This is a genomic window from Staphylococcus sp. acrmy (genome assembly GCF_022690565.1).
Lineage (GTDB): Bacteria > Bacillota > Bacilli > Staphylococcales > Staphylococcaceae > Staphylococcus > Staphylococcus caledonicus.
Window position 1 is genome coordinate 96,075 of the sequence record NZ_JALCVE010000004.1, and the last position, 20,607, is coordinate 116,681.

A 20,607-nucleotide genomic window follows, 5' to 3' on the forward strand; every position below is an offset into this window, starting at 1 on the left:
TAGTATGACAACGACCTTCATTATTGGATATATAGTTGTAGCGGTCATTTTAGTTGGTTTAATTAACCTTCTTGTATTGAAATCTCGCAAGAAGTCGTCTAAGAACCAAACTAAGGGACAACATGTAAATGAAGAATCTAAAAGTCAAAGTAATCCATCTAAATTTAAAATAAGTGACTTAGAACGAGACAATGCCTCGAATGAAAGAACTTCTTCTCATCGTGACGAAGAAGCATCTCGTCACTTAGATGATGAAGATAATGCACATCGCTTTGATAATGATAAAAGAAAAGATCGTTTTGAAAGTGAACAAGATCAACAAGACAGTTCAATAGAAAATATGCATCCTGAACAAAAACAAGCATCACAACCTTTATACCATACTGATGATGCGAGTGAAGAAAATAAGGATGACAGAGATGTTAATAACCAACATCTTCCTAAAGATTCAATTTATGAACCGATTAATCCTGATTCTCAAGAAGGACGCGTAAATGAACGCATCAAAAAACAAGAATCAGATTTCGTGTTCGGTAAAAATATTACAAGAGGTAAAATTTTAACGGCAATGTTGTTTGGTATGTTTATTGCCATCTTAAACCAAACATTACTTAACGTAGCATTACCAAAAATTAATACCGAGTTTAATATTTCTGCATCAACTGGACAATGGTTGATGACAGGCTTCATGTTAGTAAATGGTATCTTGATTCCAATTAGTGCCTTCTTATTCAATAAATATTCTTATCGTAGATTATTTATTATAGCGTTGGTATTATTCACAATCGGTTCACTTGTATGTGCGCTTTCAACTAACTTCCCTATGATGATGGGTGGACGTGTACTACAAGCCATTGGTGCCGGTGTGTTAATGCCATTAGGTTCTAATGTAATCGTTACTATTTTCCCACCTGAAAAACGTGGGGTAGCTATGGGTACAATGGGTATTGCCATGATCCTAGCACCAGCGATTGGCCCTACACTTTCAGGTTACATTGTTCAAAACTACCATTGGAACGTAATGTTCTACGGTATGTTTGTATTAGGTGTAGCAGCAATTATCTTTGGTAATTTCTGGTTCAGACTTTACCAAAAAACTACAAATCCTAAAGCCGATTATCAAGGTATTGTTTACAGTACAATCGGTTTCGGTGCTTTATTATACGGCTTCAGTGAAGCTGGTAATAAAGGTTGGGGCTCAGTTGAAATCGTTACAATGTTTATTATTGGGGTAGTATTCATTGCAGCATTCGTTATTCGTGAATTGACGATGAGAGCGCCAATGTTAAATCTTGAAGTATTAAAATCTTCAACATTTACACTTACAACAATTATTAACATGGTTGTAATGATGAGTTTATTTGGTGGTATGATTTTACTACCAATCTACTTACAAAACCTACGAGGTTTCTCTGCTCTTGATTCAGGTTTACTATTACTACCTGGTTCATTAATTATGGGTGTTCTAGGCCCAATTACTGGTAAATTACTAGACACAATTGGTTTGAAGCCATTAGCTTTATTTGGTATTGCGGTAATGGCATACGGAACTTGGGAACTTACGAAATTAAATATGGATACACCTTATTTCCATATTATGGCTATTTACGTAGTTCGTTCATTCGGTATGGCCTTCGTAATGATGCCTTTAATGACAGCAGCAATCAACGCTTTACCACCACGTTTAATTTCTCATGGTAATGCATTCTTAAATACTATGAGACAATTAGCTGGATCAATTGGTACAGCAATCCTTGTTACTGTTATGACTACACAAACTACTAATCATGTTGCAGCATTTGCAAATGACTTAGATAAAACAAATCCTGTTATTCAAGATAGTGTACGTCAAATGGCAGCAGAATATGGCAGTCAATCTGGAGCATTACAAGTTATCATGAAATATGTTAATCAATTAGCAACTATTCAAGGTATCAATGATGCATTCTGGATCGCAACTGGCTTAGCAGTATTAGCGTTAATTTTAAGTTTATTCTTAAAAGGTAAAAAAGGCGCTGATGCTGAGCATGATAAAATGATGCATGCAGAAGGAAGTAAATTTAAATAAAATTGTGTTGTGGGGACATGATTTTTAAAGTATCGGTACACCTGTTGGAGGGTTATCGATACTTTTTTTATTAAAAAAGGAACTTATCAACGAAATCTTAGAATTACCATAGATTTCGTGGACAAGTTCCCATTTCAATATATTTAACGTAAACGTGGATATCGGTTTCTAAAGAAAAGACTAATAATTAATAAAGCAAGGCTACTCACTAATAAAATTAAAGCATTATGAATGGCATCCGCTTCCACAATAATTTGATTAGCATTAATATTTAAAGCATAACTTTGTAATTTCTCGGCGATTCGTTGCCCAATCATCTGAATAGCATAGCTAAAGTAAAGTGACATTACAAGTAGTATAGCAATCACAATAAAGTTAAGTATCTTTAGTAATGTACGATTAAAAATAATCGTGATAACTGCAATAACCATACTAATGATGATAAGTATAAAGTAGATATTAAATATTAGAACAAGACGGTTAGTAATATCTTCAAAATTAGCTAATTGGTTTAAATTAATATTTAACGCACCAATTTGCGTCACTGTATCTTGAAGGGTTTTTATTTGTTCATAGTTAACCGGTTGGTCGGCAAATACAAGATTGAATATAGGTTGTTTATACATACTATAGCCTGTAATACCCACGAGTATTAACACAATAAATTGGATAATCAGGCTAATCCAAGATCTTTTTTTCTTCACTCTACGTTGTGAACGAATAAAGTAATCGTTATTAATATCATTATCCTCGTCGTAATGATTTTTTCTAATATCTGACATTTTGTAACTCCTTTGCCGTCATTCATTTGTTTTCTAAGATTGACTAATTTATACTAGATTTAATATGTCGAGGTTGGGACGTTTCAACTGGTTTCACGTCACATAGACCGTGAATGTCTCAATCCCTAACTTAAAGAACATCTTCTTTATTATATCGCTTTTTAAACACCATGTAATGACGTTTTAAACATTTATCAATAATAAATATAAGGTAGGTTAGAATTGTATATGAGATCACGTATGGTAAATAGAATCATAAATAAATATTTACTGCATAATCGCTCCATATTGTTTAAGAATCAAGATGATTTTGATGCATTTATGAGTAAACGTAAAGATGTTAATAGAGCGAAACATAAACAACCTTCAACTTTAAATGTGAAAGCAAACTTAGACAAGTTATCGTTAGGGGACATGCAAGTATTTCGATTTAATTTCCGTCATGAAACGAAAAAGAAAATATTATATATTCATGGTGGTTATAATACGTTACAACCTTCTCCATTTCACTGGAGATTTATGGATAAACTTGCGCTTAATACACTATATGAAGTGGTCTTACCCATTTATCCTAAAACGCCAGAATATCATGTAAATGATACATTTAAAGCTATCGATGAGGTGTATGAATCACTTTTAGAAGAGGTCGATCCCAAACACATTGTCATTATGGGTGATGGTACTGGAGGAGCGTTAGCACTTAGTTATGTACAACGTCTTTTAGAACAAGAGCGAGCACTTCCGAATAAATTATATCTCATTTCTCCCATGTTAGATGCGACGATGACGAATCATCAAATTACTGAAGACTTGGTTAATAAAGATCGTTTCGTAAATATTGAAGGCCTACAACGTATTTTGAATCAATGGAGTGCGGGGGATGCGTTAGCAAATCCACTTATCTCTCCAATTTATGGTTCGTTACAAGGGTTACCACCGATTGTCATGTTTGGTGCTGGAAGAGAAATTTACTATCCTGATATGCAACGTTTAGCATATTTACTTGAAGAAGTAAATCAACCAGTTCAATTTTTCGAATACCCTAAAATGTTCCATGACTTCGCGTTGTTCCCAATACATGAGTCTCATAAAGTAATTAAACAAATTACAAAGACGATTGATAATGAATAAAAGTGCGTGAGTTTTTAATAATAAAGATCCAATTGAAGATTAAACGCTTCAATTGGATCTTTATGTATATTTAGCTTTTAAAATCTGTGGCTATATGATTAATTTGAGTAATAATATTTTCTTGTCCTAAATAATGATAATACTCATCTAAAGATTGCTCTACATTGTATTGAGCGTCATCTAGATGTTTTAGCACATCAGCTAAATTTGAATGGTTATCATTTAAATAAGTATGATACTCTTCTAGTTCATTTATAAGGGAGGATTCTTTGTCTGCATCTTCCGCCATCTTTTGTACCGCTTCAATAGCCTGTTTTTGGCCTTGATAATAACTTATATTAAATGCTCTTTTTAATAATTCCTGACTCGGACCATTCATATATAACTGCTTCGTAGAATTTATTTCAATTAAATTTACTTTTAATTCATCATTTAAATCATATATCTTGTTCAATATCTCGTCTTTTAATGTATATGACATAGCTATTTATTCTCCTTTTTCGGAATACCTATTTGATGACCTAATTGTTTAGGCCACTCTACATCGCCTTGTGCTTTATAATAACTTTCTATTTGTTCTTTATACTTTTTAGGAAAAGGGGCTGCGCGACGACTACCTTTATCTATTCCCATCATCATCACTTCATTTGTGGCTGCTAGTACATTCTCCTCTTTATAAAGCATTAAAAAGAAATGGACGCGTTTCTCATCATAATCGTAAATTCTAACTTCAATGCGATAGGGCGTATTTAAAGATAGTTCGGATAAGTAAGTGGTATGTTCTTCTAATGAAAAGGTTGTATAATTATAGCGCTCTCTTTCTTCTTGTGATAGACCATGGTTGTAGTTGAAATCACTAATCACTTCGCTAAACACATCATTGTATTTAGCATCATGCATATGTTGATTATGATCAATCTGAGAAACTTCAACCTTTTTATTAATAGTAAATAAATGGCTCATAATAATTACCTCACTTAATAATAGTTATATGTTTATTTTACTAAATAAAAATATCGCTTACACAATATTTAATTCATGGTAGAATGTAAGACGTATAGTGATGCAGGAGGTAACCTTAGAAATGACAATGACAATTCGATATCAAACTACTAGTCAATCACTAACTCAAGTTGATACAGTAAAAAACATACCTGACGATGCCACTATCGTATGGTTTGATTTTGAAGATGCGTCTGAAGAAGAAAATAACTATTTAACTAATAATTTTAATTTCAATTACCTAGAGTTAGAAGATGCCACTACTGGCGTTCCTCGAGTTAAATATAAAGCTTATAATACCTATCAATATCTTGTCTTTCACAGTATGTATAAAGATGATTTTTCGCCTATCGCGTTAAACGTCTTTGTGAACGAGAAAGTCCTTGTTACATATCATCAAAACCATTTTGAATCTTTAAATGAAGTGGCGAAGATGAATTCAAATAATCATGATCCAGATTTAGATTGTGCTGATATTGTGATTCATATTTTAGATATGATGGTAGATAAGTACTTCGATTTTGTCTATACCATTGAAGAAAAGACGTATAATTTTGAGGCAGCTCATGTCGATGATACACAGAGTAAAAAAGTGATGGACAATGTCTTCCAGATACGTTCAGATTTAATTAAAATTAAAAGGGTATTATTCCCTATGCAAGAATTAGTCAATATTATTAAAACTGAAGGTAATTTAATTGTCGATAGTAAACATTCCATGTATATTCAACATATCGATGACCATTTGATTAAACAAAAAAATATTATTCGTACATCTCAAGAAATGGCTAATGAGATTAGGGAGAATTTCGAATCTTATTCTTCATTTAGAATGAATAGCATTATGCAAGTGCTTACACTTGTATCCGTTATTTTCTCACCTTTAACATTTATTGCCGGAGTATATGGTATGAACTTTGAATATATGCCAGAGTTAAAGTGGCAATATAGTTATCCAATATGTATGCTGTGATTGCGATTGCTTTGATTATCTTTTTCAAACGAAAAAAATGGTTTTAATATAAATAGCTATAAATTTAAATTAAGCAAAGGTAGGTACGCGTATGAGTGATTTTCAAAGAGAACAGAGGAAAAATGAACATGTAGAAATAGCAATGGCTCAACATGATGCTCCTCAATCTGATTTTGACCGTGTGAGGTTTGTGCATCATTCTATTCCTAATATAAATGTAGATCAAGTTGACTTAACAAGTAACACTACAAATTTCGACATGAAGTACCCGTTATATATTAATGCCATGACGGGTGGAAGCGAGTGGACGAAGCAAATTAATGAGAAGCTTGCGGTAGTTGCTCGCGAAACAGGTTTAGCGATGGCAGTAGGCTCAACACATGCTGCGCTTAGAAACCCTAAAATGGCTGAATCATTTAGCATTGCTCGTGAAACGAATCCAGAAGGTATTATCTTTAGTAACGTAGGGGCAGACGTTCCAGTAGATAAAGCAATTGAAGCGGTGAGTTTATTAGATGCTCAAGCGTTACAAATTCATGTTAATGCGCCACAAGAACTCGTTATGCCTGAAGGTAACCGTGAGTTCTCTACATGGTTAGATAATGTTGCAGCGATTGTTCAACGTATGGATGTTCCTGTGATTATTAAAGAAGTTGGCTTTGGAATGAGTAAAGAGCTTTATAAAGATTTAATTGATGTAGGTGTTACATACGTAGACGTTAGCGGAAGAGGCGGTACGAATTTCGTTACGATTGAAAATGAACGTCGCTCTAATAAAGATATGGATTACTTAGCGAATTGGGGTCAATCTACTGTAGAATCATTACTCGAAAGCACAGCTTATCAAGACTCATTGAATGTATTAGCAAGTGGTGGCGTCCGTACGCCGTTAGATGTAGTGAAAAGTTTAGCATTAGGTGCAAAAGCAGTAGGTATGTCACGTCCATTTTTAAATCAAGTTGAAAATGGCGGCATCACTAAAACGATTGAATATGTAGAAGACTTTATTGAACATATGAAAGCTATTATGACTATGGTAGATGCGAAAGATATTAGCGAATTAAAACAAAGCAAACTTGTGTTTGACCATAAATTATTATCATGGATTGAACAACGAGGATTAGATATTCATAGAGGTTAATAGAAAGCGAGACGACGTCTAAGTAGGTTGAAAGATTTCATTGTTTTATCTTGCCAAGATAGACTAACAACAAATTAAAGACTGAGAGCAGTTTGGACTGCTCCCAGTCTTTTTCACATTTACATTTACATTTGTATTAGCGAGTATGGCGTTACATACCAAAGATATTCATGAAGCCCATAACAATTGGTACGCCTGCTAAGTCGATTAAGAAAGCGCCAACGATAGGGACAACTAAATATGCTTTAGGTGAACTACCATATTTGCTTGTAATAACATCTAAATTAGCCATAGCGTTTGGTGTAGCACCTAGTCCGTGACCGATAAAACCACCTGCCATTACAGCAGCATCGTAGTCTTTACCTAGCACTCTAAATAAAATAAAGAATGCAAATAGTGAAATAAAGACAACTTGTACTAAGACGATGGCAACTAATGGTAAGGCAAGAGAATAGACTTGTGTAAGTTGAATACTCATTAGGGCTAAGGATAAGAAGAGGCCTAAAGACACATCGCCAATTTGATCGTTAAGTTTCAAATCGATAATTTGCCAATTTGAATACTCTGAGATATTACGTATTGCTACGGCTACAAACATTGAACCGACATACATCGGTAAACTTTGTCCTGTTAAATTTGAGAACTGATCACCTATAAAGGTTCCCACAGCCATACAGAAAGCTATAATTGTTAATTGGATAAAGAAAACTTTAGTTGGTTTATATTTTTGATATAAAGCTTTATTTTCTTCTACTTTACTATAGTCTTTAAATGAATCATCGCTATTTTCTGGTTTGAGATTATAGCGTTTAATTAATGCTTTGACTAATGGTCCACCAATTAATCCACCAAAGACTAGACCTAAAGTTGCTGCAGCTAGAGCAGCTGTAATGGCTGAATCAATATTGAAACTCTGTTCAAGTGTCTTACCATAAGCAGCGGCATTACCGTGGCCACCCTCCATTGACATTGAACCTGCTGTTAAACCTAATAATGGTTTGATATGTAATAGTTTAGCTAATGAAACCCCGATTAAATTTTGGCAAATGGCTAAAACAGCACAACATATAAAATATATCATTAAGACTTTACCGCCAATTTTGAATAATTTAAATGAAGCACCTAAGCCAATTGTTGTAAAGAAGACCATCATGAAGAAATCTTGTATGAAGCTTGCATCTAGTTTGATTTGAATAATATTAAATGTATCTAACACCGCGACTAATATAGCAAATAGTAAACCACCGATAACTGGAGGTGGAATACAAATTTTTTGTAAGAAAGAAACATGATTGACTATGAATTCACCTAATAGAAATAAAAGACAGGCGAGACATAGCGTGGTCACTGCATCCAATTCCAATTTTAAATCCCCCTTTATTTACGCGTGCTTTCCTAGATTTTATATTGCTTTTTGAAAGCGCTATAAAATCCCATAACTAACATTATACATACAAAAAATATATATTTCTATTATGTCAATTATATTTTTGAAATCTAAAGAAGAAGTTAGATAGTTTTACACTTACTATTAATTCGAAAAAATCATTAATTTATTAAAACTTAAATTTTAAATTGATTAAATATAATAGGGCAAAGATTCACAATTGTACTTAGAGATTAAACTATGAGGTGAGATGTTACTTCCAAGTCGTATTGGCTGGGACACAATCGGATTTTCGCATGCGAGATACATAAGGATTGCCTTTAACAGTATAGCGAAGTGGTTTAGCTGTCCATTCACCTTTATTTGGAATACCAATTCGTGCACTTTCAACTATCTCGATAGGATATTTTCTGTTTTTTTCATCAATAGAAAGGCGACAGTCATTAAGTGTCGAGCCATCAATTGCTCTAGGAATATTAAATGCTTTCGTCCATTTACCAGGCCCATTGGTTATCTCAAAACCTGTCTTATTACGATTACGTTGCATTGCGTCAATACCATCTTCAGGTTCTATTGCGCGTATCAGTACGCCTTCAGGCACACCTTCACTACGTGTAACGAAATTGATTAACAAGTGCGTATGCATGACGTGGCCATAGATAGTTCCACCATTTTTATATAACGATGTCACTTTAGGCGTTTGCTTACCACCGAAACCATGCGCCGCTTGATCATTAAAGCCTAAATACGCCTCTGTTTCAACGATGTAACCAGTATAGGTTTCAAATTCATCTTTATAGATAACTTTCACGCCGAGTAATGCTTTAGCAGTTTCAATAGTTGGTTGTGAAATGAAATTCATTCTTAAGCCTTCTTTCTTGGAAATTAAAAAAGCGCTCTGAATCAAGTAGTTATGACTAGAGCGTGATGATTAAAATATATTATTATAACAATTATAGTTGAATTTAAAGAAGAAATAAAATAAGGAACTTAAGTTGAGAGTGTGTCATATATATTTGACAAAACTTATAAATTAACAGTAAGATTAAATCAATGGGAGAAGTGAGGGAAAGTGAATAGAGTTAAATTTTACCGTGGCGTCAAAAAAATTTCGCAACTAGAACTTGCACGAGCAATTGGCGTATCACGTCAGACGATTAATATGATTGAAAATGACAAGTATAATCCTTCGTTAAAATTATGCATTAACATTGCTAAAACATTAGGTGTAACACTAGATGATTTATTTTGGGAGCGATGATAGACAACGACTATTAAATATAGTGGCCTAAGAAATTTGTTTAATCAATTGAGTTTCATATACACAACTTCGAATTGTAAGAGTAAAACAGGGAGGAATGGGCTAGATGACTGATGAGCTATTGTACAAACAGTTTCAAACTTTAAAAGCAAAACTAGGAATTATAAGTTTGAATTTTTTATGTGCAATGACTTTTTTTGCCATGTTTAGTGACATACAAAATGAATTTTTATCTCCACTATTTATTGGGAGTGTCATATTAATTATAGTAATTGGTTGTAAATTGACACTTCGCGCTGAGACAGCAGACAACATATTTATTTACGTTGACAATGAGAAAGATAAAAGAACGCTTAATCGGCATTCAATCACCAAACGATTAATATTTTTCATTATATGGATGGTTTATATTATTGTAATTACAAATATTATTACCCCTATGATCTATCAACATGGACAATTTGAGTGGGTGGTTACTCCTGGTTCGATGATTTTTATTCCAGCCTTTGCCATTATATTAATCTTTTTCAAAGATAAACGTATTAAATATAGTGATGCACCCCTTCCAAGTATTGAAGATCGAGATGCCAATCCGAAAGGAATAGTCAATCTAATTCCTAATTATAGATATGCCGGTGAACAACAAAAGATGGTGATTACTAAGACTTATGCGTCAGTTTTTAAATGGATAACGATTGGGTTAAGCATAATTACTATCGTAGATTTAGTTGTTGAATTAATCATGCAGCAATTACCAATTGGTAGTATGATTACATTGGCTTTTATAATTATTATTTTAGTTATATATGTAATCAAAAAGAAGAAGTTAAAGTCCTCACTAAAAGAATATTGAGCATTATTAAACGCTATCTTTTAAAAATTTTAAGAGATAGCGTTTTCATTTTTTAATTTATATAAAATCTATGGAATATTAATAAAAAAAGTGTAACAATATGTATGTGAAAAAGTCAGTGCTTAAAAATTTAATTAGATAAAGGTAGTTATGAGTTGTTACAATAATGCTAACTTAATTAAAAGTTGGAGGATATCTTAATGCTTTATTCAATCTTTATCTTTTTATTAGCAGGTCTCTGTGAGATTGGCGGTGGCTATCTAATTTGGTTGTGGTTAAGGGAAGGGCAATCAAGTTGGTTAGGATTTATCGGTGGGGCGGTATTAATTATGTATGGCATCATCGCAACATTTCAGTCATTTCCGACATTCGGTCGAGTCTACGCAGCATATGGCGGAGTCTTTATAGTCATGAGTATATTATGGGCGTACGTCGTCGATAAACAAGCACCTGATAAGTATGATCTCTTAGGTGCACTTATCTGTATTATTGGTGTATTAGTCATGATCTTACCGAACAGAACCTGATTAAGCGTGTTAAGAGGGAGACGTAAGTAATGATAGTTGAAGTAGAAAAGCAAAGACATGGTATTGACTTAATTAAAATTGACAACAACGACACAAATATTGTATTTACGAATTATGGCGCTCGAATTGTATCATGGAAATATCATGATAATAACATCATATTGGGGAACAAAGTAGAAGCGGATGAGTTTTATCCTTCTAATCCTTATCATTTTGGTGCAACAATCGGTCGCTACGCAGGAAGAATTGGGAATGCTACATTTAAATTAAATGGACATGATTATAAACTAGAAGCGAATGATACCCCTCATCAACTTCATAGGGGCAGTCATGGTTTGGATAATAGATTGTTTGATTATGACATCCAAGATAATATCACAAACATCAAACTTACATTTACCATTCAATTAAAGTCTGAAGAGGATGGCTATCCTGGAGATATGACGATAAAAGTTATCCATACATATGATGTAGAACATCGTTGGACAGTTGAATATAAAGCACAATCAACTGCAGACACAGTATTTAATCCAACGAATCATGTGTACTTTAATTTAAATCGCGATAATAATGTCATTGATAACCATAAGATTACGAGTACTAAGCTCAATATGTATCCAATAGATGAAACACATCTTGTGGCTAACACTCAACCAATTGATTTATTAGCAATATTGAATAGCGATAGCGTATGTTTTAAAGATATTTTTAATTCTGAAAATGAACAACTCAAACAACAAATTGAACCGTTCAATGGTTTAGATCACCCATTTGACATAGGGAATCAAGAACTAACGATGGAGAATAATGAATTTGCCTTACATTTAGAAACAACAATGCCTAACGTCGTTATATTCACTTTTAACGATACGACAGAGTGGCAAAGTGATTTTAATATTTATAAAGCACATTCAGGTGTAACGTTGGAAACGCAATGTTTACCGAATGATATTAATATTTATAATAATGAAGCGCAATCTATCTTAAAAGCAGATGAAGAGTTTTATTCAAAAACAATCTATCAAATATCTGAAAAAGAAAGTGAGACTGATATCTAATGTAATTTTTAAAGATATCATTATCGCACTTCAAAAGTTAAACGACTTATATACTAACGAGGCTAAGCCATTAATATTAAAATGGCTTAGCCTCGTTATTTTTTGCAGTAGTTGACTGACATGAAGATCCTCTTGAGCATCACTTTCTTCACCTCTATGCCTCTATTTTAGGTTTTACGTCACATTATTCTTTAATGCATTGGCTTTAAGTTTTTGGAGTTTGTCGAGACGTTTTTCAGATAAGTAAGGGTTTTGGAGTGCATAATCTAAACGTTCGATATTTTTACGGTCATTATAGTAAATATCATTTAATTCTTGAACAGACAGACGTGTAGAAGTTTCGGCTTCTTTGATTAATTCAAGGTTATCGTTAGCACTGACGTAACCTTCTTTTAACACTCTAAAATAAAATCCTGTCTTGCCTGAACGACTCATACGCTTAACTAAGTCAGGAATGCCATATTTTGTTTGTATCTTCCAACACGGTTCACGCATTTCTGAAACCTCAATTATTGCCTCACCTAATTGATACTGGTTACCATAATAAACTTCAGATTCATCTAAATCTTCTAATGTTAAATTTTCTCCAAACATCGCATACTCTGGTAAATGAGCCAAATCTTCTTGATACATAGTATAGTTCGCTTTGCTAAAACTACACACCGCTTTATGAGGGCCACCATGATCTTTATATGCTTGTTCATCTTCTACAAAGCCCGTGTTTGATAACCACATTTTTCCTGAAAAAGGAACTTTATTTAAAGCAGAAAGCATCTCGCGCTTTTGTCCATAGTCTAATTCTTCAATCTTTCCCGTTGAAATAGCATATACAGGTATCATCGTTTAACCTCCCAATATTATAGTATTAAAAGTTTACTACATAATTAAATAAAATTCATATAGAAACTAGGTATTTTAACTGTCGTCATGTAAAATAAGAAATAAGTATAAATAAAAAGGGGTCGCAGTAAACATGAAAGATTCGAAAGAACTTAAACTTATGACAGTAGATGATGCTGATGCTCAAATAGACAACAATATGGTGATAGGTATTGGCACAGGAAGTACAATTGAGCTACTTATTCCGAAAATTGCTGAACGTATTCAACGTGAAGGTCTAAATATTACAGGTGTATGTACGTCTAATAAAAGTGCATATATCGCTAAACAATTAAAGATACATATTGTAGATATCAATGATGTCGACCATGTAGATTTAGCAATAGACGGGGCGGATGAAGTAGATCCTAACCTAAATCTTATAAAAGGTGGCGGTGGCGCTCTATTTAGAGAAAAAGTCATCGATGAAATGGCTAAACGATTTGTTGTTTTAGCTGATGAAAGTAAACTTGTCGACTATTTAGGGCAAAGTTTTAAATTACCAGTGGAAGTAGATAAATTTAATTGGTTGCATATCGCTAAAAACATTGAATCAAACTTCAATATTTCAACAGAACGTAGAATGAATGACGATGTACCATTTATTACAGATAATGGAAATTATATTTTAGATTGTAAATTACATGAACAACTAGACCCTTATGCTCTTCATGAATTTCTAATACATCTTACTGGCGTCTTAGAAACAGGCTATTTCTTAGACATTACTGAACAAGCTATTATTGGAACACAACAAGGCGTTAGAACAATCAATAAATAAAGTTAAAAAAATATCCCAAAATGACGAGATACTAACACGTCATTTTGGGATATTTTTTAAAGTACAGAGTATAAATCTTAACATGATAATCTTTATACCTTGTTTCCTAATTTAAACTATTTGTCGTTTTTAGTATGAGATGTTTTGCTAACATCGTTAATTTCATCTTTAACGTTATCTACGACTGAAGAATGTCTATCATTCTCATATGAAGTATTTTCCTTAAGGTCTTCGGTTGAAGGAGCCTTCTTATCATTGTTTGCATGATGTTGATTAGTATTTTCAGTAATTTTATCGCGAGTATTTAACGTTTTATCGTTAGAATTAACGCTACTTTCATCTTCATCATCATTAACGTGATCTAAGTAATTATTAGGTTCAACTTCATCTAATGAACGATTAGTTGTTTTGTAAATGATAAAGCGAATAATTAAACTTAGAATGATGTAGATAATACCAATAATTGTTGTACTTAAGGCAATCACTTTCATAGAGAACACATCGCCAACTTCTTCACTAAATAAGAAGATTTGAGCGAATGTCATAGCTGCATGGAAGATAACTGCAATATAAATAGTACGACCATTTGTAGCGCGAATTAATTCACCAACAATGATTGAGAACATGAATGTATAAAGGAAATGATATCCGGCATATTCCATGCCATACGTTGTATTAATCGTCCAAATTGAATAGATTAAACCAACGATAATAGAAGCAAAGAATACATTTACTTTATTTTCAACAATATTTTGTAGATATGAACGGAAACCGAATTCCGCAAAGAATGCCATTAAGATATGACCAAGAATAATTGGTGGCACTGATACAGATAAATCAGTAGCTTGTAATAAAATAAAACTATCGGCAAATGCATTAAAACTAAACATACCTACAATAAAAATAATTAAAGGTAAAATTAATGCAAGTAGCATACGTTCAATAACTCTTATAGAGATTGAAAATTTTAAACCAGCAAGTTGTGCACGTTTATCTTTAAAAGCAACAATACAAATGATTGCAGCAATAAATGGTGCTAAATTAGTAAGATTAAATACAAATCTTTTAATACCGACTGAAGCTTGAAAATCTCGTAAGATTAATGATAACGCCATTGTAACAACAAAGAATACAAATATTGTTAGCGCCCATTGGAATCCTGAAATACGATTAGTCTTCATTTATGTAACCTCCATTAGGGTGACCGTAAAAACTCTTTCTTTAATATTATACATATTACAAGGGGATAAATAAATTGTCCATTTTAAATATCATTAAAATGTAATAGTCTTGAATTATTTTCATGTAATTGAAAACAATTTTTAATGTCTTAATTAATTTGTAAAGGGTATCAAAAGAATAACAAGAATATTTCGAAAATAGGTTTTGATGTGTAGTATGATTAAAGTATAGATGTAAACGTAAATAATAAAGAGACTGTTTGCAACTAATATGATGTAGGGGGCAGCGACATGTATACACAAGGTAATCCAAAACTATGGATTGGCAGAATAGATAGTGAAACAGATCCAAAACAATTTAGACATTTTCAAACTGTAGAGTTTGCTAATTTAGAAAAAATGAAAGTTAGCGGTGATAAAACAGGCGTGGGGATGTTGGGTTACGCGGTAGATAAAGGAATTGAATTAAATAAAGGCAGAATAGGTGCTAAAAAAGGGCCAGATGCTATTAAGCAAGAATTTGCTAAACTTCCTGATTTAAGTGAATGTGAATCGTTAATTGATTACGGTAATGTTGAACATACTGAGGGCGAGCTGAGTAGTACGCAAGAAGAAATGGCTAGACTGTCTGCTCAAGTGATTAAACAACATAATCAAACATTTCTAATCGGCGGTGGGCATGACGTTGCTTACGCTCAATATTTAGCTACAAGAAACGTTTATCCAGATGCTTCGATTGGCATTATCAATATTGATGCACATTTCGATACCCGCCTAGATTCAGAACCAACTTCGGGTACAATGTTTAGACAAATTCTAGACCATGATGACAATGCCAATTATTTAGTATTAGGTTTGGCGCAAGGTGGAAATACACGTTCACTATATGACTATGCGAACGAAAAGGGCATCATCTATGTGTATGCAGATGAGTTATTACAACAAGTTTCTCCTACGATTAAAGATAAAGTAGAACGTTTTATCCATGATCATGACACAATTATGTTCACGATATGTATGGACGTTATCGATAGTGCCTTCGCGCCAGGCGTTAGTGCGCCAAGCGTGTTAGGTTTATATCCACACGATGTGTTTGATATTAGTAAACGCGTCATTTTAAGTGAAAAAGTGTCGTCAATCAGTATTGCAGAAACCAATCCTGATTACGACATTGATAACCGCACATCTAAGTTAGCTGCTAATTTAATCCATCATTTCTTAGTTTAAAAATGTATTTTGTTTATTGAAAAAGGGGATGAGAATGTATGACAAATTATACCGATTACGTCAACTGGAGACGTACTTTCCATCAATATCCTGAAGTATCAAATAACGAATTCGAAACAACCAAACGTTTAAAACGCATATTAGAAGCATATCAAATTAAAATCATTGATATACCTTTAGAAACTGGCTTTGTAGCTGAAATTGGTCAGGGAGAACCATGCATCGCAGTACGTACAGATATCGACGCTTTGCCTATTCATGAACAGGTAGAACATGAATTTACATCTACGAATACCGGCGTGATGCATGCATGTGGCCATGACATTCATATGGCTAGTATCTTAGCAGTCGCAACAACATTAAAAGCACAAGAAGATAAATTAAATGGTCGTGTGAAGTTTTTATTTCAACCTGCTGAAGAAATAGGTTATGGTGCTAAAGCAATGGCTGATACTGATGTGCTAGATGATGTGAAAGCAATCTTAGGATTTCATAATTATCCAACATTAAATATAGGAGATTTTGCGATTAAATCAGGGGCTATTACATCGGCCGTGGACCGTTTTGAATTTAAAATTCACGGTAAAGGGGCGCACGCAGCTAAACCAGAACAGGGCAATGACCCGGTAATGGTTTTAGGACAACTGATTACTAGTTTACAAACGATTGTGAGTCGCAATATTTCAGCTTTTGATAGCGCAGTAGTGACAATTGGAGAAGTGTCTTCTGGCAACACGTGGAATGTAATTGCAGATAACGCCTATGTTCAAGGCACAGTCCGTTCATTTAAGCCAGAAGTTCAAGCCTATATTGAACAACGTTTACGAGATATTGCGAAAGGTCTTGAACAATTATTCAATGTAAAAATTGAAGTGATTTATACACATCTTCCAGGTGCTGTCTTTAATGACGACTATTTAACGCAACAAGCGAAACAAGCAGCCGATGCAGTAGGCTACAATGTTATAGAGCTAGACAATCCATTGACAATTGGTGAAGATTTCTCTGGGCTATTAAAAGAACATCCTGGCGTCTTTACGTTTATAGGTTCTAATAGTGCTTATGATTTACACCATCCTAAATATGACCCTGATGAGCGTATTTTGGAAAAGGTTCCAGAGTACTTTATTACGTTAATTCATCAATTACTTGCTGAGTATTCATAATGCGTGTCTTTAGACGCTTTATCCTACTTAATTGTAGGCAATATGGGTCTGCATTTTCAAAAAAATGATTAAACTACTTTACGAGTTGGGTAAATTAGAAGAGATTATTTTTTAGGAGATGAGTGAACATGGGTGCACAAGATCCAAGAACAAAATTTAAAACTTCAGATTTTGAAAAACAAGAACAAGAACTACCTGGTTTACAATCAGAAATGACTCCGGCACCTGATTGCGGTGAGGAATCATATGTAGGCCACAATCGCTTACAGGACTATAAAATGTTAGTGACTGGTGGCGATTCAGCGATTGGACGTGCAGCTGCGATTGCTTACGCTAAAGAAGGCGCGGACGTCGCACTTAATTATCTTCCTAGCGAAGAACAAGATGCGCAGGAAGTAAAAGCGGTAATTGAAAAAGCTGGACGTAAAGCTGTATTAATTCCTGGTGATGTAAAAGATGAACAATTTAACTATGATTTAGTTGAACAAGCCTATCGTGATTTAGGTGGCTTGGATAATGTGACTTTAGTCGCAGGTCATCAACAATATCATGAGGAATTAGAAGAATTTGATACTGAATCCTTTAAAACGACGTTTGAAACGAACGTATATCCAGTATTCTGGACTGTCCAAAAAGCATTAGAGTACTTACAACCAGGATCGTCTATTACAACGACGTCATCTGTGCAAGGTTATAACCCTAATGCCTTATTACACGATTATGCAGCCTCAAAAGCAGCGATTATTTCACTAACGAAAAGTTTCTCTGAACAATTAGGAGAAAAAGGTATTCGAGTGAATTGTGTAGCGCCAGGTCCATTCTGGTCACCATTACAAATCGTTGGAGGCCAACCACAGTCTGCGCTTCCAAAATTTGGTCAAAATACGCCATTAGGTAGAGCAGGTCAACCTGTTGAATTAGCAGGCACGTATGTCTTATTAGCGTCAGAGGATGCTAGTTATACCACTGGTCAAGTTTACGGTATCACTGGTGGTACGCAAATCGATTAATTGAATAATTTAAACCAACGCGAGGGTAAGATAAAAGCTCTCGCGTTTTTATATTAATTTAGGAGGATGTGTGAAATGAAACAATTCAATCCAAAACATTTATCAGATATTCAAAATTATAAATTATTAAGTGGTTCGGTCATTCCAAGACCTATTGCCTTTGTTACGTCTAAAGATCAGGAAGGCACATTAAATGCTGCACCATTTAGCTTCTTTAATGTCGTCAATAATGCGCCACCGATGATTGCTATTGCTGCGCAACGTGCTGGTGGACAACGAAAAGATACAGCGGTCAATATTGAACAAACGAAAGAATTTGTAGTACATATCACAGATGAAATGAATGTGGAGGAGATTAATAAGACAGCAGCCCCACTTGAAGCGGGAGATAATGAATTAAACCACACAGCTTTAACTCTTATTGATTCTGAAATTGTTAGTGTTCCGGCTATAAAAGAAGCAAAAGTTCGCTTTGAATGCAAATTAGATCAAATTGTCGTACTTGATTCTGAAGAAGACGGTGCTGATTTAATAATAGGTGAAGTGGTAATGTATCATATTGATGATGAAACTTACTTTGAAGATAGTAAAATTAACCCTGATGAACTAAAACCTGTCGCGCGTTTGGCGGGAAATGACTATGCTAAGTTAGGAGAAACATTTACAATCCAACGTCCTGAATCGTAAAATATAAAGATGGCTCAACATAGATAAATGTAAATTCCATATAACTTAGTTGACGTCAATATAAGAATCTTGTAACTTTAATTATAAATTCGCTTTTAGGAAAGTAGGTAAAGTATGGAAGAAAAGAGGAAAGGCAATGCTTGGGCGTTACTTCCCCTAGTGTTATTTATTGCACTATTTTTAAGCGTCGGCGCAGTTACAGGTGATTTTACAACTATGCCTCTCAATGTTGCAATTACGGTTACTGTGATTGTAGCTTTATTGATGAATAGAAAAGAACGATTTGCCGATAAAGTTGAAGTATTTACGAAAGGGGCCGGGCATTCAAATATCATCTTAATGGTATTTATATTTATATTAGCAGGTGCCTTTTCAACAACTACTGAGAAAATGGGTGGCGTAGAGTCTACCGTTAACTTAGGTTTATCATTAATTCCACAAAATTTAATTATTGTAGGATTATTTATTATATGTATGTTTGTCTCTATTTCTATGGGGACATCGGTTGGAACCGTAGCAGCTATCGCGCCCGTAGGATTTGGTTTCGCACAAGCTACTGACATCCCGGCCGCTTTAGCTATGGGTACTGTAGTAGGTGGCGCTATGTTTGGAGATAACTTATCTATGATTTCAGATACTACAATTGCTGCAGTTCGTACCCAAAAGACTAAAATGAGTGATAAGTTCAAGGTCAATTTTTGGATTGTACTACCTGGTGCGATTTTAACCATTATTGTGCTATTTTTCTTAACTAATGGTGTAACGATTGATCATTCGAAAAGTTATGATTATAACTTAATCAAGGTTATTCCCTATGTGTTAGTGCTCATTCTAGCGCTTATTGGAGTAAACGTCATTATTGTACTCATTGGCGGAACATTCCTTTCTGGAATAATAGGTTTATTCGATCATTCATTCGACTGGAAAGGTTTATTAAAAGCTGTATCAGAAGGTATTATTGGTATGGAAGATATCGCTATTATTGCATTACTTATTGGTGGTCTTGTTGGAATTATTCAACATAACGGTGGTATCGAATGGTTACTTAACTTTGTTAGGTCTAGAGTGAAATCTAAACGTGGTGCTGAGTTTGGTATTGCCAGTTTAGTAAGCGCAGCAGATATTTCGACGGCAAATAATACGATTTCAATAATTATGGCTGGACCATTAGCTAAGAATATTGCAGATGAATATGATGTTGACCCACGTAAGTCAGCTAGTCTATTAGATATTTTTGCTGGGTGTTTCCAAGGATTATTGCCTTATAGTCCACAAGTGATTGCGGTAGCGGGCGTGGCTAGTATTTCACCGCTTAGTGTTATGCCATACTGTATTTATTCAATATTATTAGGTGTATGTGGTATTTTAGCTATTGTATTCCGCTTTCCACGTGTTAAACCTAAACATACTACTAAAAAACGTACTAACGCGTAAGTAAAGTAGCTTAATTTTTGAAAATAGAAAAATAATTTAAAGATTTTAATAGTTGAAAG

20 protein-coding genes and 1 pseudogene are annotated in these 20,607 nt (G+C 34.0%); 14 read left to right on the forward strand and 7 right to left on the reverse strand.

Annotated features, from left to right (window positions below):
• Positions 1-4: 4 nt before the first annotated feature.
• On the forward strand, positions 5-2,068 hold the full coding sequence (locus FH144_RS05435; protein WP_242314252.1) for a DHA2 family efflux MFS transporter permease subunit: 2,064 nt from the start codon (positions 5-7) through the stop codon (positions 2,066-2,068).
• A gap of 143 nt (positions 2,069-2,211) precedes the next feature.
• Here FH144_RS05435 and FH144_RS05440 read toward each other — a convergent pair whose 3' ends face one another.
• Positions 2,212-2,850 (reverse strand): hypothetical protein, encoded by a 639-nt coding sequence (locus FH144_RS05440; RefSeq protein ID WP_242314254.1) that lies wholly within the window; start codon positions 2,848-2,850, stop codon positions 2,212-2,214.
• 228 nt (positions 2,851-3,078) lie between these two features.
• Here FH144_RS05440 and FH144_RS05445 point away from each other — a divergent pair, with 228 nt between their 5' ends.
• Complete coding sequence (locus tag FH144_RS05445; RefSeq protein ID WP_242314257.1) at positions 3,079-3,981, forward strand: alpha/beta hydrolase fold domain-containing protein; 903 nt, start codon at positions 3,079-3,081, stop codon at positions 3,979-3,981.
• Between the two features lie 70 nt (positions 3,982-4,051).
• Here the strand turns inward: FH144_RS05445 and FH144_RS05450 are convergent, their stop codons facing one another.
• Both FH144_RS05450 and FH144_RS05455 read right to left on the reverse strand, forming a co-directional pair.
• Complete coding sequence (locus FH144_RS05450) at positions 4,052-4,462, reverse strand: hypothetical protein (protein WP_242314259.1); 411 nt, start codon at positions 4,460-4,462, stop codon at positions 4,052-4,054.
• A 2-nt stretch (positions 4,463-4,464) separates the two neighbouring features.
• Entirely contained in the window at positions 4,465-4,944 is a 480-nt protein-coding gene (locus FH144_RS05455) for a thioesterase family protein (protein WP_242314261.1), read from the reverse strand.
• 121 nt (positions 4,945-5,065) lie between these two features.
• Between FH144_RS05455 and corA the strand changes: the two are divergent.
• Together corA and fni are read left to right on the forward strand one after the other, a co-directional pair.
• Positions 5,066-6,003 (forward strand): annotated as a pseudogene (gene corA, locus FH144_RS05460) (magnesium/cobalt transporter CorA).
• A 44-nt stretch (positions 6,004-6,047) separates the two neighbouring features.
• A complete protein-coding gene (gene fni, locus FH144_RS05465; RefSeq protein ID WP_242314263.1) occupies positions 6,048-7,097 on the forward strand; it encodes a type 2 isopentenyl-diphosphate Delta-isomerase in 1,050 nt (349 codons plus the stop codon).
• Positions 7,098-7,248: 151 nt separating this feature from the next.
• Here fni and gltS read toward each other — a convergent pair whose 3' ends face one another.
• Together gltS and FH144_RS05475 are read right to left on the reverse strand one after the other, a co-directional pair.
• Complete coding sequence (gene gltS / locus FH144_RS05470) at positions 7,249-8,460, reverse strand: sodium/glutamate symporter (protein ID WP_107506696.1); 1,212 nt, start codon at positions 8,458-8,460, stop codon at positions 7,249-7,251.
• 277 nt (positions 8,461-8,737) lie between these two features.
• Positions 8,738-9,346: a DNA-3-methyladenine glycosylase gene (locus FH144_RS05475; protein WP_242314265.1), complete on the reverse strand. Its 609-nt coding sequence runs from the start codon at positions 9,344-9,346 to the stop codon at positions 8,738-8,740.
• A gap of 210 nt (positions 9,347-9,556) precedes the next feature.
• Here FH144_RS05475 and FH144_RS05480 point away from each other — a divergent pair, with 210 nt between their 5' ends.
• The 4 genes from FH144_RS05480 to FH144_RS05495 all read left to right on the forward strand — a co-directional run bounded on the left by FH144_RS05480 (position 9,557) and on the right by FH144_RS05495 (position 12,183).
• Positions 9,557-9,745: a helix-turn-helix transcriptional regulator gene (locus FH144_RS05480; protein ID WP_107506694.1), complete on the forward strand. Its 189-nt coding sequence runs from the start codon at positions 9,557-9,559 to the stop codon at positions 9,743-9,745.
• 106 nt (positions 9,746-9,851) lie between these two features.
• A complete protein-coding gene (locus FH144_RS05485; RefSeq protein ID WP_242314267.1) occupies positions 9,852-10,598 on the forward strand; it encodes a hypothetical protein in 747 nt (248 codons plus the stop codon).
• Positions 10,599-10,798: 200 nt separating this feature from the next.
• The gene (locus FH144_RS05490; protein ID WP_103165750.1) at positions 10,799-11,125 is read left to right on the forward strand and encodes a YnfA family protein; all 327 of its coding nucleotides are present in this window, start codon (positions 10,799-10,801) and stop codon (positions 11,123-11,125) included.
• A gap of 29 nt (positions 11,126-11,154) precedes the next feature.
• Positions 11,155-12,183: an aldose epimerase family protein gene (locus FH144_RS05495; protein ID WP_242314269.1), complete on the forward strand. Its 1,029-nt coding sequence runs from the start codon at positions 11,155-11,157 to the stop codon at positions 12,181-12,183.
• 174 nt (positions 12,184-12,357) lie between these two features.
• Here the strand turns inward: FH144_RS05495 and FH144_RS05500 are convergent, their stop codons facing one another.
• The gene (locus FH144_RS05500; protein WP_242314271.1) at positions 12,358-13,023 is read right to left on the reverse strand and encodes an MOSC domain-containing protein; all 666 of its coding nucleotides are present in this window, start codon (positions 13,021-13,023) and stop codon (positions 12,358-12,360) included.
• A gap of 133 nt (positions 13,024-13,156) precedes the next feature.
• Between FH144_RS05500 and FH144_RS05505 the strand changes: the two genes are divergently transcribed.
• Entirely contained in the window at positions 13,157-13,843 is a 687-nt protein-coding gene (locus FH144_RS05505; protein WP_242314272.1) for a ribose 5-phosphate isomerase A, read from the forward strand.
• A gap of 116 nt (positions 13,844-13,959) precedes the next feature.
• On the opposite strand, the gene sdpC is transcribed toward FH144_RS05505, so the two are convergent.
• On the reverse strand, positions 13,960-15,024 hold the full coding sequence (sdpC, locus tag FH144_RS05510) for a peptidoglycan release complex CPBP-like subunit SdpC (protein WP_242314273.1): 1,065 nt from the start codon (positions 15,022-15,024) through the stop codon (positions 13,960-13,962).
• A 291-nt stretch (positions 15,025-15,315) separates the two neighbouring features.
• On the opposite strand from sdpC, the gene hutG reads away from it, so the two are divergent.
• From hutG to FH144_RS05535, 5 genes are all read left to right on the forward strand, one after another.
• Entirely contained in the window at positions 15,316-16,251 is a 936-nt protein-coding gene (hutG, locus tag FH144_RS05515) for a formimidoylglutamase (RefSeq protein WP_242314275.1), read from the forward strand.
• Between the two features lie 38 nt (positions 16,252-16,289).
• Positions 16,290-17,417, forward strand: a complete 1,128-nt coding sequence (locus FH144_RS05520; protein ID WP_242314277.1) for an amidohydrolase — start codon at positions 16,290-16,292, stop codon at positions 17,415-17,417.
• Between the two features lie 128 nt (positions 17,418-17,545).
• On the forward strand, positions 17,546-18,427 hold the full coding sequence (locus FH144_RS05525) for an SDR family oxidoreductase (RefSeq protein WP_242314279.1): 882 nt from the start codon (positions 17,546-17,548) through the stop codon (positions 18,425-18,427).
• A 75-nt stretch (positions 18,428-18,502) separates the two neighbouring features.
• Positions 18,503-19,114, forward strand: a complete 612-nt coding sequence (locus FH144_RS05530) for a flavin reductase family protein (protein ID WP_242314280.1) — start codon at positions 18,503-18,505, stop codon at positions 19,112-19,114.
• A gap of 114 nt (positions 19,115-19,228) precedes the next feature.
• Positions 19,229-20,548 (forward strand): Na+/H+ antiporter NhaC family protein, encoded by a 1,320-nt coding sequence (locus tag FH144_RS05535; protein WP_242314282.1) that lies wholly within the window; start codon positions 19,229-19,231, stop codon positions 20,546-20,548.
• Positions 20,549-20,607 lie beyond the last annotated feature (59 nt).